The organism is Pseudomonas sp. D4-21, assembly GCF_051132125.1.
Classification (GTDB): domain Bacteria; phylum Pseudomonadota; class Gammaproteobacteria; order Pseudomonadales; family Pseudomonadaceae; genus Aquipseudomonas.
Map to the genome: position 1 here is coordinate 4265606 of NZ_CP071664.1, position 12811 is coordinate 4278416.

At 60.7% G+C, this 12811-nt stretch carries 13 protein-coding genes; 4 read left to right on the plus strand and 9 right to left on the minus strand.

The window, feature by feature from the left end; all coding sequences use genetic code 11:
• The first annotated feature begins 6 nt into the window (after positions 1-6).
• Positions 7-477, plus strand: a complete 471-nt coding sequence (locus tag J3Q04_RS19020; RefSeq protein WP_434609984.1) for a MaoC family dehydratase — start codon at positions 7-9, stop codon at positions 475-477.
• Positions 478-643: 166 nt separating this feature from the next.
• On the opposite strand, the gene J3Q04_RS19025 is transcribed toward J3Q04_RS19020, so the two are convergent.
• The 4 genes from J3Q04_RS19025 to J3Q04_RS19040 form a co-directional block, all read right to left on the minus strand.
• Positions 644-1507, minus strand: coding sequence for an efflux RND transporter periplasmic adaptor subunit (locus J3Q04_RS19025; protein WP_420764407.1), 864 nt, complete (start codon positions 1505-1507; stop codon positions 644-646).
• 10 nt (positions 1508-1517) lie between these two features.
• Positions 1518-1724, minus strand: a complete 207-nt coding sequence (locus J3Q04_RS19030; RefSeq protein ID WP_420764406.1) for a DUF1656 domain-containing protein — start codon at positions 1722-1724, stop codon at positions 1518-1520.
• The gene (locus J3Q04_RS19035) at positions 1711-3711 is read right to left on the minus strand and encodes an FUSC family protein (RefSeq protein ID WP_434609982.1); all 2001 of its coding nucleotides are present in this window, start codon (positions 3709-3711) and stop codon (positions 1711-1713) included. Before J3Q04_RS19035 ends, J3Q04_RS19030 begins: the two co-directional genes overlap by 14 nt.
• A 205-nt stretch (positions 3712-3916) precedes the next feature.
• The gene (locus tag J3Q04_RS19040; RefSeq protein WP_186709209.1) at positions 3917-4381 is read right to left on the minus strand and encodes a PA2169 family four-helix-bundle protein; all 465 of its coding nucleotides are present in this window, start codon (positions 4379-4381) and stop codon (positions 3917-3919) included.
• Positions 4382-4588: 207 nt separating this feature from the next.
• On the opposite strand from J3Q04_RS19040, the gene J3Q04_RS19045 reads away from it, so the two are divergent.
• Together J3Q04_RS19045 and J3Q04_RS19050 are read left to right on the plus strand one after the other, a co-directional pair.
• Positions 4589-4825, plus strand: a complete 237-nt coding sequence (locus J3Q04_RS19045; RefSeq protein WP_060738861.1) for a DUF3820 family protein — start codon at positions 4589-4591, stop codon at positions 4823-4825.
• 29 nt (positions 4826-4854) lie between these two features.
• Complete coding sequence (locus J3Q04_RS19050; RefSeq protein WP_420764404.1) at positions 4855-6042, plus strand: aminotransferase class V-fold PLP-dependent enzyme; 1188 nt, start codon at positions 4855-4857, stop codon at positions 6040-6042.
• 127 nt (positions 6043-6169) lie between these two features.
• On the opposite strand, the gene J3Q04_RS19055 is transcribed toward J3Q04_RS19050, so the two are convergent.
• The 3 genes from J3Q04_RS19055 to zwf are packed head-to-tail and all read right to left on the minus strand — an operon-like array spanning position 6170 to position 9025.
• Entirely contained in the window at positions 6170-6835 is a 666-nt protein-coding gene (locus J3Q04_RS19055; protein ID WP_434609980.1) for a bifunctional 4-hydroxy-2-oxoglutarate aldolase/2-dehydro-3-deoxy-phosphogluconate aldolase, read from the minus strand.
• Between the two features lie 17 nt (positions 6836-6852).
• Positions 6853-7566, minus strand: a complete 714-nt coding sequence (pgl, locus tag J3Q04_RS19060) for a 6-phosphogluconolactonase (protein WP_434609978.1) — start codon at positions 7564-7566, stop codon at positions 6853-6855.
• The gene (zwf, locus tag J3Q04_RS19065) at positions 7553-9025 is read right to left on the minus strand and encodes a glucose-6-phosphate dehydrogenase (protein ID WP_434562672.1); all 1473 of its coding nucleotides are present in this window, start codon (positions 9023-9025) and stop codon (positions 7553-7555) included. The genes pgl and zwf overlap by 14 nt, the downstream gene beginning before the upstream one ends.
• Positions 9026-9221: 196 nt before the next feature.
• On the opposite strand from zwf, the gene J3Q04_RS19070 reads away from it, so the two are divergent.
• Entirely contained in the window at positions 9222-10082 is an 861-nt protein-coding gene (locus tag J3Q04_RS19070; protein WP_181289374.1) for a MurR/RpiR family transcriptional regulator, read from the plus strand.
• A gap of 140 nt (positions 10083-10222) precedes the next feature.
• Here the strand turns inward: J3Q04_RS19070 and J3Q04_RS19075 are convergent, their stop codons facing one another.
• The gene (locus J3Q04_RS19075; RefSeq protein WP_420764401.1) at positions 10223-11077 is read right to left on the minus strand and encodes a D-hexose-6-phosphate mutarotase; all 855 of its coding nucleotides are present in this window, start codon (positions 11075-11077) and stop codon (positions 10223-10225) included.
• A gap of 285 nt (positions 11078-11362) precedes the next feature.
• Positions 11363-12709, minus strand: coding sequence for a carbohydrate porin (locus J3Q04_RS19080; RefSeq protein ID WP_420764400.1), 1347 nt, complete (start codon positions 12707-12709; stop codon positions 11363-11365).
• Positions 12710-12811 lie beyond the last annotated feature (102 nt).

Consider the following 12811-nt stretch of genomic DNA (forward strand, 5'->3'; position numbering starts at 1 on the left):
CCAGACATGACCCAGGTTACCAACATCCCTTACGAAGCCCTCGAAGTCGGCCAGACCGCCAGCTACAGCAAGACCGTCGAAGAGCGCGACATCCTGCTGTTCGCCGCCATGTCCGGCGATCACAACCCGGTACACCTGGACGCCGAATTCGCCGCCGCCAGCATGTTCAAGGAACGCATCGCCCACGGCATGTTCAGCGGTGCGCTGATCAGCGCGGCAGTGGCCTGTGAGTTGCCTGGGCCGGGGACCATCTATATCGGCCAGCAGATGAGTTTCCAGAAGCCGGTGAAGATTGGCGATACCCTGACCGTGCGCCTGGAGATCCTGGAAAAGCTGCCGAAATTCCGCGTGCGTATCGCCACGCGCGTGTTCAACCAGCGCGATGAGTTGGTGGTGGACGGCGAAGCGGAGATCCTGGCGCCGCGCAAGCAGCAGACCGTGACCTTGCCCGAGTTGCCGGCAATCAGCATCGGCTGATGCGACTCGACACTCCCGTGGCGAGGGAGCTTGCTCCCGCTGGGGTGCGAAGCGCCCCTTGGAAAAGGCTTGCGCGTCCAACCTGAACAACGCAACGTTCGTTTTGCGACTGCTTCGCAGCCGAGCGGGAGCAAGCTCCCTCGCCACGGGGTGCGCGGCGCAGCGGCTATCGCTGTTCGTCCTGCACCTGCACACTCGCTGTCATCCCGGCACTCAGGCTCACCCCTTCCGGCACCTTGTCCAACTTGATCCGCACCGGGATCCGCTGGGCCAGGCGCACCCAGTTGAAGGTCGGCTCGACCTCTGCCAGCAGTTGCGCATCGGGGTTGGTGTTGCGGTCGGTGATGCCTCGACTGATGCTTTCCACATGGCCGTCCAGCGCATGGCCGGCGCTCATCAACCAGACCTTGACCGGATCGCCGACGCGAATGCGCGGCAACTTGGTTTCCTCGAAGTAAGCTTGCACGTAGAACGTCGAATCATCGACCAACGCCATGACCGGTTGCCCGGCGTTCACATAGTTGCCTTCGGCCAGGCGCAGGTTGGTGACGTGGCCGCTGCGTGGGGCCAGGACCTGGCTGCGAGCCAGGTTCAGCTCCGCGACCTTGGCCTCGGCCTGGGCCTCGCGTAGCTCGCCACGGGCGATGCCGGCATTGATCTGGGCGTTCTCGCGCAATTCGGCGCTGATGGCCTGGGGTCCCAGGGCCGCTCGACGGCTGGCTTCGTGTTCGCGCAGGCTCAACTGCTGCTGGCGGGTCTGCACTACCGCGCGGGCCTTCTCCACCGCGGCCTCGAAACGCTCGCGATCGATACTCAGCAACAAATCCCCCGCCTTGACGTGCTGGTTGTCCACGGCCCTGAGCTCGCGCACCCAACCCGAGACGTCTGGGGCGATCACCACCACGTCGGCACGGATTCGCGCGTCCCGGGTCCAGGGCGTGAGCATGTAGTACTGCCACAAATGAAAACCGGCGAAGATCGCCAGGGCCACCACGCTCAACGTGACGGCGACACGTACGGAAGTACGCATGTTCAACTCCTCATGACGGTCCGAGGACCAGGGTAATGACAGTCAGGACACAGACATACAGAGCGCAGTCGAACAGCGCTTCATGCCAGATCCAGCGCCCTGCCGGCACGAGACTGAGCAGCAGTCGCAAGGCTCCGGTGACCAACAAGGCCAGCACGACATAAATCAAAAACGGGCTGAGCAGCACCCCGCCGATCGACCATTCATGCAAGCCCATGGCTATGTTTCCCTTCTGAAGATTCGTGCTGGCGGCACCAGGCGCGCCAGCTGTTCTGCAATTGCACCACCGCGCCCTGGGCCAGCTTCAGCGCGTCGCTTGGCGGTTGCTTTGAAAGCGCTGCCAGATAATCGTCGCTCGCCTGGGCCAGTGCGTCGGCCTGCCCGCCCGCCGGGCCGTGCTCCAGCACCTGCTCCAAGGTTTCGAAATATCGGCGTTGGGCTGGACTGTCCGGGACTTGGGCGACGGCCAGGCTCAAGCGCAGATGGAGCAATTCGTCCCCGATGTCCAGGCCCAGCAAACCATCGTCCCAACGACTGCGCGCCGGCACCGGCAGCTCCGGATAGTGCCGCGCCAGTTGCAGCAAACGATCGGCCATGCGCCCGCCGAACCAGCTCTCGGCGCCGCGCAGATTGCGATGGGTCAAGCGCACCAGGTCATCGAGCGTTGCCGCCAGCAACCGACGGCTGTGCCAGGCCGGGTTGCGCAGAATCAACAGATTGAATGCCAGCACGGCCGCGCCGACACCGATCATCATGGCCTGGGCATTGTTGAAAAATGTCGCAACGTCGTACTTCATGGCGTTAAGCGGCGATACCAACACCACGAAGTGCAGGCAGAACGAGGTGGCGGTCGCGTAGAGCGGCGGCTTGGCCATGCCCAGCGCCCCCAGGAACAGAGGTACGCCCATGGCCATGCAGAGCATCGCAAAGCTGCTCCATTGGGGCAGCAGGATTTCACCGATCACAAACGCGGTCGGTACCGCCAGGAGAATGCCTCGCAAGAAACTCATCCCGATCTGCGCGCCATTTTCGCGGCTGGCGAACAGGCTGCACACCACACACGTCAGCAACAGCGCGCCCGACGCGGCAGGCCAGGCAGTGGCCAGCCAGAAACACGCCACTGCCAGGAACGCCAGGGCGCTGCGGGCTCCAAACACCATCGCCAGGGACAAGTCCCGATGGGGCGCCAGGGTGCGTGGCGGATCGGCCGCCGCCCTGCCCTCTTGCACCGCCGACAGCGCAGCGCAGGCCGCCAGGGCGGTGTCGAGCAACAAAGCGAAACGTGCCAGGCAATAACTTTGCGCCGAGCTGAACCGTGCTTCGTGAGACGCATCCCATACCCGCGGCCGCAGTGCCTGCAATGTCGTGCTGTCGGCGTCGAGGGCTTGCTGCACCTCGCTCATCCACGGCTGCAGCGCTTGGGCTTCTTGAGGGTCGAGCTGGTTCCATTGTCGGCGTACCGAGCGCGAAATGCGCAGCAGCATCAACAGTTTCTGGCTCAAGCCACTGATGGCCCGGGCACGCTGGCGGCCCAGGCGGCCTTCGAACCAGGCATGTTCGCGCTGGGCGTCTACCGCGACGATTTTGCCGAGGATTTCCAACAGACCTTTGCGCGCCTGGGCATCGCCGGCCAATGTGGCGCGCGCCGCCTGCATGCCACTTTGCCAGGCGGCACGTGCCTGATCCGCCAATTGCCGTTCAACCCGCAACGGCCAGAGCAAGGCGCTGGTCACGGTGGCGCAGGTGATGCCCAGGCTGATCTCGGTGCAACGCGCCACCGCCTGGTCGAACACTCCAAGCGGATGGGCGATGGCCGGCAAGGCAATGATCGCCACGGTGTAGCCAGCCAGCACGAACGAATACGACCACGCGCTGCGCAAGAGCGTCGAACAGGCCGTGCACACGCCCAGCCACAACGCCAGCGCCAGCAGGAACAACCAGGGCGCCTGGGCGAACAGGCCCATGAACACCACCGACATGATTGTCCCCACCAGAGTCCCGACCAAGCGTGCCAGGCCCTTCTGCACCACCATCCCAGACAACGGCTGGGCAACGATAAACGCGGTCATCAGCGCCCACGACGGCTGCTCCAATCCCCAGCGCAACGCCAGCCACAACGCCAGGCCGCCACCGAGCACAGTCTTGATGGCGAACTGCACAGCGAGACGATCAGGGGCGAACAGAGCCTGAAAGGTGATGGGCACGCGCAAAACTCTTCTTGAGATGATGTAACGATAGATCGTGAGAGGGGCGGCGCAATTATTAGGGAGCTATCTATTCACGTCCAGAGTTGATTGTTGAGCGTTCTGACAAACACTCTTGCGAATTGGTGCCGAAAAGTCTTACTGCCCAGATCGCTCCCATAAAAAAACGCCAGGCAAGCTGGCGTTTTTTCTTCACACGCGGATGTTAGCTGGCACGCGCCTGGTTGCGCAGAGCCTTGACCTGGTCATGGTTGCGTTGCACGCCGTGGTACTGACGCTCCACGAGGTCACGAATGCCCACCAGGTTGTGTTTGTTGATCTTCTCGATGGCTTCCTTATAAGCCTTCAGCGCGTGGTCTTCGCCGCGTTCGGCTTCGTTCAGCACAGCCTCTTCGTCCTTGCCAGTGAACATGGATTTTACGTCGACCCAACGGCGGTGCAGGTCACCGGCAACGCTGGTAGAAGTTTCCGGATCGCCACCCAGGGAACGCACGGCGGCTTGCAGCTCAGCCGCAGCGGTGGCGCAATCGGCGGCGCGCTTGACAAACAGCGCCTTGAGCTCAGGGTGCTTGATGTCTTCAGCGCAGGTCTTGAATCCTTCCTGGCCATCCTTGCTGGTCTCGATCAGGTCGTTCAAGACAGAGATGGATTCTTTGTTGATGTCAGTCATTTTTCAGTTCCTTTGCTTGTTGAATAAAAACCTGCAAGGGATATTGCATCGGCCATGCCAGCCATCATCACAACTTAAAATCCATTTAAATCAATAAGTTATGAACACATGAGAAATCTGTATCCGCGTTATTTGCATGATCTGTCATTTGGCCTGCATGCAGAATGCCTGTATTTTCCCTAGGACTTTCAATAAGACAGCCGCCCTATGAATCCAGAAAAGCTTGAGCTGCTGGTCACCCGCCAGATGCCCTTCGGCAAGTACAAGGGCAGAATTCTTGCCGACCTGCCAGGCCAATACCTGAATTGGTTCGCGCGGGAGGGCTTCCCTCACGGCGAATTGGGCGGGTTGCTGGCATTGATGCAGGAAATCGACCACAACGGTCTGTCTGACCTGCTGGATCCGCTGCGGGCTAAACATGGCTTGCCCAAACCTCGCCATTGACCCCTGCCATTGACTGACTGAGCTCTGCGATGCCCGAAAATACGCTGCGTGCCCACGACGAAGCCTTCTGGGAAACCTTTGTCGGTCGTTACGATGTCGACGTCAATGGTCCGCTCAACCTGGAAAACGGCTACTTTGGCCGGATGTCCCGTACGGTGGTCGCGGAGTACCAACGCAATATCGACTGGGTGAACCGCGGCAATTCGGTCTACGTGCGCCAACAGTTCGACCTGGAGCATTGCGAAGTGATTCGCCGAGAGGTGGCGCAGCTCATCCACGCCCCAGCGTCCACCGTGGCGCTGGCCACCAACGCGGTTGACGCCTTGCAGACGCTGATCCGCAATTACAACCAGCTCAAGCCTGGCGACCAGGTTCTGATCAGCGACGTGGAGTACGAGTCGGTCAAAAGCGCGATGCGCTGGCTCGCCCGCCAGCGTGGCGCCGAGGTCATCGAGCTGGTCCATCCGCACCCCGCCAGTTTCGACAGCCTGGTGGGCACGTATCGAGAAGCCTTCATTCGTTATCCGCGCCTGAAGCTGATGGCGCTGACCTACGTTAACCACCTGACCGGCCTGGTGATGCCGGTCCAGGCGATAGCCGAGACGGCACGGGAGTTCGACGTCGATATCATTCTCGACGGCGCCCACGCCCTGGGGCAGATCGATTTCAATCTCAATAAGCTCGGCATTCAATTTGCCGGGTTCAACTTGCAGAAATGGCTTGGCGGCCCTCTGGCCCTGGGCTTTCTCTATATCGCTCCACACCGGCTGGCCGACATCGACCCGGACATGGACGAAGGCCACTACCCCACCACCGATATACGCTCGCGCACGCCCCACAGCACGCCCAACATCCCGGCCCTGCTGACGCTGCCCCTGGTATTCGAAGAGCACCGTGCCCTGGGCGGAGCACCGGCCAAGGGTGCTCGGCTCTGTTATCTACGGGACCTGTGGGTGAGCGCGGTGCGCGATGTGCCCGGCATCGAGGTCATGACCCCAGACGACCGGCGCCTCTATTGCGGTATCACGTCCATGCGATTCACCAACCAGCCTGATCAACAGGTGATGGCCGACCGACTGCTCAAGGAATATGGGATCTTTACCGTGGTGCGCAAGACCAGCGTCGGCCTCTGCATCCGCATTACGCCGGGGTTGATTACCTTGGCGCGGGATATGGAGCGGTTGACTGCGGCACTGATCAACCTGAACAGTACGTAACCCGTGGCGAGGGCGCTTGGTCCCTGGCCACGGGGATCTGCAGCCAAATAACAGGCAAAAAAAAAACGGTGCGCCGACCAAGCGCACCGTAAAGCCGTAGAACACACAACGAAGTTCGGTAGGACGATCAGTCCAGCAGCGCCAATGCCTCGGCGGTGCATTCCTGGATGCGGGCCCAGTCGCCGTTCTTGATCCACTCCGGATCGAGCATCCAGCTCCCGCCTACGCACATCACGTTTTTCAACGCCATGTAGCTTTTGATATTGGCCGGGCTCACGCCGCCGGTCGGACAGAATTTCACTTCGCCGAACGGCCCGCCCAATGCCTTGATGGCAGCAACGCCACCGCTGACTTCCGCCGGGAACAACTTGAAGCGGCGATAGCCCAGGCCATAACCTTCCATGATGCCCGAGGCATTGCTGATCCCCGGCAGCAACGGAATCGGACTCTGGACGCTGGCTTCCAACAGATCCCGAGTGATACCCGGCGTCACGATGAATTGCGAACCGGCAGCCTCGGCGGCGGCCAGCATGTGGCGATCGAGCACCGTGCCGGCACCGGTCACCAGCTCTGGGCGCTGCTCGCGAAGGACCTGAATGGCCTTGAGCCCGTATTGCGAGCGCAAGGTCACTTCCAGTGCCGTCAGGCCACCGGCGGCCAGGGCATCGGCCAGCGGCAAGATTTCCTGTTCACGCGCGATGGTAATCACCGGCAGGATCCGCGCCTTGGCGCAGAGGCTGTCGATCAGCGTCACTTTGTCCGCCATGGAAACGGTCGGGGATGGGTTTGTCATAGCGGCTGATCCTTGGTTCATGGGCACCAGTAAATCTCTAACGTAGGTTGCAGAAATGCGCGGATCGGCATCTCGGCGACATCGTCACCAGACACCGCGGCATTCAGGGTGGTCAGTTTCGATTGACCGGAAATAGACAGCACTTTGTGCCTGGCCGACGCCAGCAAGGCGCGGCTCATGGTCAGGCGTTGGTGTGGGACCGTCGGCGCGAGCATCGGCCAGCAGCGGCGAGCACCATTCTTATCCAGGGCCTCGGCCAGATTCGGGCTGTCGGGAAACAGCGACGCGGTATGCCCGTCATCGCCCATGCCCAGTATCAGCACGTCGATCGGCGGCAGCTCGGCGAGCAGGCGATCCGCCTGCTCGGCGGCGGCTTCCAGATTGGCGCTGGCGCTGTAGAGGCTTAGGAACTGGGCCTTGGCCGCAGCCCCTTGAAGCAGATAACGCTTGAGCAGGCCGGCGTTGCTGTCGGCATGTTCAACCGGCACCCAGCGCTCATCGGCCAGGCTCACCACCACGTTCGACCAGTCCAGCGCCTGCTTGGCCAGATGCTGGAAAAACGCCACCGGGCTACGACCGCCGGACACCACCAAGGTCGCCGCGCCTTTGGCATCGATCGCGGCGCGCAATTGCTCCGCCACGTTCACCGCCAATTTTTCCGCAAGCACCACTGGGCTCTTGAACTCCAGGGCAGTGACACCCTGGGGCAGTTTCAATTCAGATATCGCCATACCATGACCTCCCATCCCGCGTGATCAGTGCAATGGAGCTCATCGGCCCCCATGACCCAGCGGCATAAGGCTTGGGCGCATCGCCAGACTTCTTCCAGCCGGCGATCAACTGGTCACACCACGTCCACGCGGCTTCGATTTCATCTTTACGAACAAACAGGTTCTGATTGCCGTTCATGACTTCCAGCAACAACCGCTCGTAGGCATCGGGAATCCGTGCGCTGCGGTAGGTGTCGGAAAAGTTGAGTTGCAGCGGACCGCTGCGCAACTGCATGCCCTTGTCCAGGCCCTGCTCCTTGGTCATTACCCGCAAGGAAATCCCTTCGTCCGGTTGCAGGCGGATGATCAGTTTGTTGCTGATCTGCAAGCGCTGCTCGGGGGCGAAGATGTAGTGGGACGGTTCCTTGAAGTGAATCACGATCTGCGACAGCTTCTGCGGCATGCGCTTGCCGGTGCGCAGGTAGAACGGCACCCCGGCCCAGCGCCAGTTGCGGATATCGGCGCGCAGGGCAACGAAGGTCTCGGTGTCGCTCTGGGTATTGGAATTCGGCTCTTCGAGGTAGCCGGGCACCGCCTTGCCTTCGCTGTGGCCGGCGATGTACTGGCCACGCACCACCTGGGTGGTCAGGCCTTCCGGACTGATCGGCGCCAAGGCCTTGAGCACCTTGACCTTCTCGTCACGGATGCTGTCGGCGGAAAGGTCCGCCGGGGGGTCCATGGCGATCAGGCACAACAGCTGCAGCAGGTGGTTCTGGATCATGTCCCGCAGTTGGCCGGCCTTGTCGAAATAGCCCCAGCGCCCTTCGATCCCGACCTTCTCGGCCACGGTGATTTCCACGTGGGAAATGTAATTCTGGTTCCACTGGGTTTCGAACAGGCTGTTGGCGAACCGCAGCGCGATCAGGTTCTGTACCGTTTCCTTGCCCAGATAATGGTCGATGCGGTAAGTGCGGTTCTCCGGAAAGAACTGCGCCACGGCGTCGTTCACCTTGCGCGACGATTCGAGGTCCGAACCGATGGGCTTTTCCAGCACCACACGGGTGTTTTCGCTGAGGCCGACTTTCGCCAGGTTCTCGCAAATCGCGCCGTAGACCGCCGCCGGCGTGGCGAAATAGGCAATGACTTGTTGCTGCGTCAGCCCGACCTGCTCGGCAAGCGCGACGTAATCGTCCGCCTTGAGAAAATCCACGTGCAGGTACGTCAGCCGCGCCAGGAAGCGTTCGATCACGGATTCGTCGAGGTCTTTATCACCGACGTAACGCCGCAGTTCGGTGGTGATGAACGCCAGATGCTGTTGTTCGCTGCCCGGTTCACGGGCCAGCGCCAGGATCCGCGTGTCTTCGTGCAACAAGCCGGCGCCATCGAGCTGGTAAAGGGCAGGAAACAGCTTGCGTAGCGCCAGGTCGCCCAACGCGCCGAACAAGGCAAAAGTACACGGTTCAACCGTAATCGAATGCATGATGTTTGTTCTTTTATCAAGTTAAGCTACAAATACCTTTTTTCAAGGCATCACTCAAGGAAAAATGTAGTAATAACTACAACATTTTCCGAAAATACCGATTCCGAGTGGTGGTCCGTCGGAGCCATCAGTAGGATAGGCCACCGCAAAGGGTCGTATCAAAGACCCGTCTCTCTAGGAATCCTGTATGGACCGCGTGCGAAATCTACTGGAGCAGATCCAGAGTCGCCTGGAAGACCTGAACAAGGCCGAACGCAAGGTGGCCGAGGTGATCCTGCTCAACCCACAGCAGGCTACCCGCTTCAGCATTGCCGCCCTCGCCCAGGCGGCCTCGGTCAGCGAACCGACCGTCAACCGCTTTTGCCGCTCGTTCGGCGTGAGCGGTTACCCGGAACTCAAGCTGCAACTAGCCCAAAGCCTGGCCAGCGGCGCGGCTTATGTCAGCCGCGCAGTGGAAGCCGACGACAACCCTGAAGCCTACACCCAGAAAATCTTTGGCAGCGCCATTGCCTCATTGGACAGTGCCTGCCAGGCCCTTGATCCAAATTTGATCAGCCGCGCGGTCGACCTGCTGATCCAGGCCCGGCAGATCCACTTCTTCGGCCTCGGCGCCTCGGCTCCGGTGGCGCTGGATGCCCAGCACAAGTTTTTCCGGTTCAACCTGGCAGTGACCGCCCACGCCGACGTGCTGATGCAACGCATGATCGCCTCGGTGGCCCATACCGGTGAGTTGTTCGTGATCATTTCCTACACCGGTCGTACCCGCGAACTGGTGGAAGTAGCGCGTATCGCCCGGGAAAACGGCGCATCGGTACTCGGCCTGACCGCCGAGGGCTCGCCACTGGCCAAGGCCAGCACCTTGAGCCTCAATATTCCGCTGCCCGAAGACACCGATATCTACATGCCGATGACTTCGCGAATCATCCAGCTCACCGTACTGGACGTGCTCGCCACCGGCATGACCCTGCGCCGCGGGGTGGACTTCCAGCCGCACCTGCGCAAGATCAAGGAAAGCCTCAATGCCAGCCGGTATCCGGTTGGGGATGAGTTCAACTGATTCGATCCGGAACACTTGGTGCATGACAGGTCGTCATCGCGAGCAAGCTCGCTCCCACAGGGGTTTTGTGAACGCCAGAGAACCAGTGTGGGAGCGAGCTCGCTCGCGATGACGGCAGCCGCCACACCGTAGATCCAGAGCTAAGCCCCTACCCGCGCCTGCAAACTCAAATGCGCCCGCTCCCCGGGCGCCAGGCTCAGGCTGTCGGTGCCGCCACTGGCCGCTTCGACGCAAACGAACTCGTTGACCTCATCCCAGCTCACGCCCAGCAACGGCCGTGTACCGGGATGCCACACCACCGTGTCGGCGCTTTCACCGGTGTCGATGCACAATTCCCGCTGCCAGGCGTGATCCTTGAGCTGCAACTCTCCTTCATGCTGGAACACTCGCTGACAGCCGCCCTCGACCCGCAACTCGCCTTCCTGCCGGCAAACCGCACGGTTCAATTGGTCGTAACCTTGCGCGCCTTCGAGTCCAGACAGCGCTACCTCGCCAACGTCACCAATGCGCCAATAGGCATGCAAGGCCTGGCTCAATTGGCAAGGCAGGCTGTCTTGATGCTCGGTGCTCAAGCGCAATTCCATGCGGTCGCCCAAGTCGGCATGCAGGTCCACTTGCCAGTCGCACAGCTGCAATTGCCAATGCAGATGCACGCCATCGTCATCGCTGGCGCTGTCGAGCAACTTCCAATCGATCAGCCGCGCCCAACCATGAGACGGCCAGGCATTTTCACTCGGATGGCGGCCATACCAAGGCCAACACACCGGTACCCCGCCGCGTATCGCGCCGACCTGGGGCCACTTGGCCGCGCACCACAGCCAAGGTTTCTGGCCTCGCGGCTGGAAGTGCAACAACTGCGCACCCTGGCGGCTGAAAACCGCTTGGCACAACGGATGGTCAATAACCAAGACGTCGCGCTGCTGATAGCGCTCCCACGCAAACACCGGACGCTCGCGCAAGGATCTGAAAAAGCGTTGTAGCGGATGCTCATGCATGGGCTGTAGTCCTGGGAATCACTGAACTCTCAATTGATGCGACAGTTTTGGTGGCGAGGGGATTTATCCCCGCTGGGGTGCGGAGCAGCCCCAAAACAGGTTGCAGATAATCTGCCTGACGCACCGAGTTGGCCAGCTGAGGACTGCTCCGCAGCCCAGCGGGGATAAATCCCCTCGCCACAGGTTCGGCCCCCAACCAAACAATTGATCGCTCCGCAAAAAAAAGCGGACAGCCTTGGCCGTCCGCAAATATGCGCACATAGAGGAGAGCTTATCGCAACAGCGTCAGAACACCGACTGGATTTTCAGGCCAGCCACCAGCGCGTTGTCCACCTCGTCAACACCGCCCGGGTGAGTGACGTATTGCAGGTTCGGACGCACGGTCAGCCAGTTGGTGACGTGGAAGCCGTAGTTGATTTCGTAGTTGTACTCGGTGCTGCGCAACGGCGAAAACAGCGGATCGTCGTAATCGGTCACGCCATTGGCTACGTTGGTCAGATCGGCGTTCTTCTTCACGTCTTCGTTGACATGGATACGGGCGAAGCCGATACCCACGTCATCCTTTGGACGCGCATCGAATGGGCCCTTGTACACGAACATCAGCGACTGGTAGTTATCGACGATGTTGGTGTCCTTGTCGTGGAAGGTGGCGTTGGCCGCGATGTTCAAGCCGCGCGAAGCGTCACCATTGTGGGTGGTGAGCTGCTGTTGCATGACGAACCAGTAGCCGTCCTTGCTGCTGTGGCTGCGATAGGCGCTGCCGGTGGTTGCGGCGTCGTTGCCGTTGTCGTCCTCACGGACGTCATCGGCCTTGGCCGTGCTCTTGTAGTAACCGACACGGTATTCGCCGGGCAGGTTGTTGAGCTTGGGCGACCAGACCAACTCGACCGGAATCAGCGTACCCTCGGTCCCGCTGCCGCTGAGCTTGTAACGGTTGTTGTTTTCCAGTTGCGAAGGGTTCTGGTTGTACGCACCGATTTGCGCGTAGAGCTCAGGGGTGATGTTGTACTTGAACCGAATCGCTGCCTGCATGATTGGCCAGTTGTACCAGATGCCGGTGGCCCAGTTACCCGCTTGGGAACCGCAGAAGGCCAGGTTCTGGAAGTCGCAAGGGAAAGTGTTGAAATCCTCGCCCACGCCGTAGTAACCGGCCTTGACGTCCAGCTTGCTGTCAAAGTACTTCTGCTTGATCCACAACTGCGTCAGACGCGTGGTTTGGCCGCGGCCCCAGACTTCCTGGGACGAACTGAGCGTGCCGGCACGCGGGTCACCGATACGGTCGTTGGAAATGTTGCGACCATCCCGGCGAGTGAACTGGATCTTGGCTTCGGTATCGTTCCAGCCCGCCAGTTTTTCCAGGTCGAGCGCGACACCCAGGCCAAACTGCTGGGACCAACGCGCAGTCTTGTCATCGTTGTAGCCGCCGTGGAGGTTGGCACCCATCTCACCGACGAAATCGGCCTTGATGTCGATACCCTGCTCGATCAGCTTGGTCCGTTCACCGCCCCAGTCGCCCGTCATCCACTGCGAATCGGCGCTGAACGCGTCGGCAGCGTGTGCGCTACCGGCCAGCATCATCGCCGCAACGGCTGACAACTGGCAGATAAGCTGGGCATTGTTCTTCTTCTTCATCCCTACATCCTCGTCTTTATTGTTATTAACTGTTTTTATCTAACGCGGTTTACAACGATTGCGACGGATGTCCCCACCCGTCGCATACTCCTTCCTGTGGGA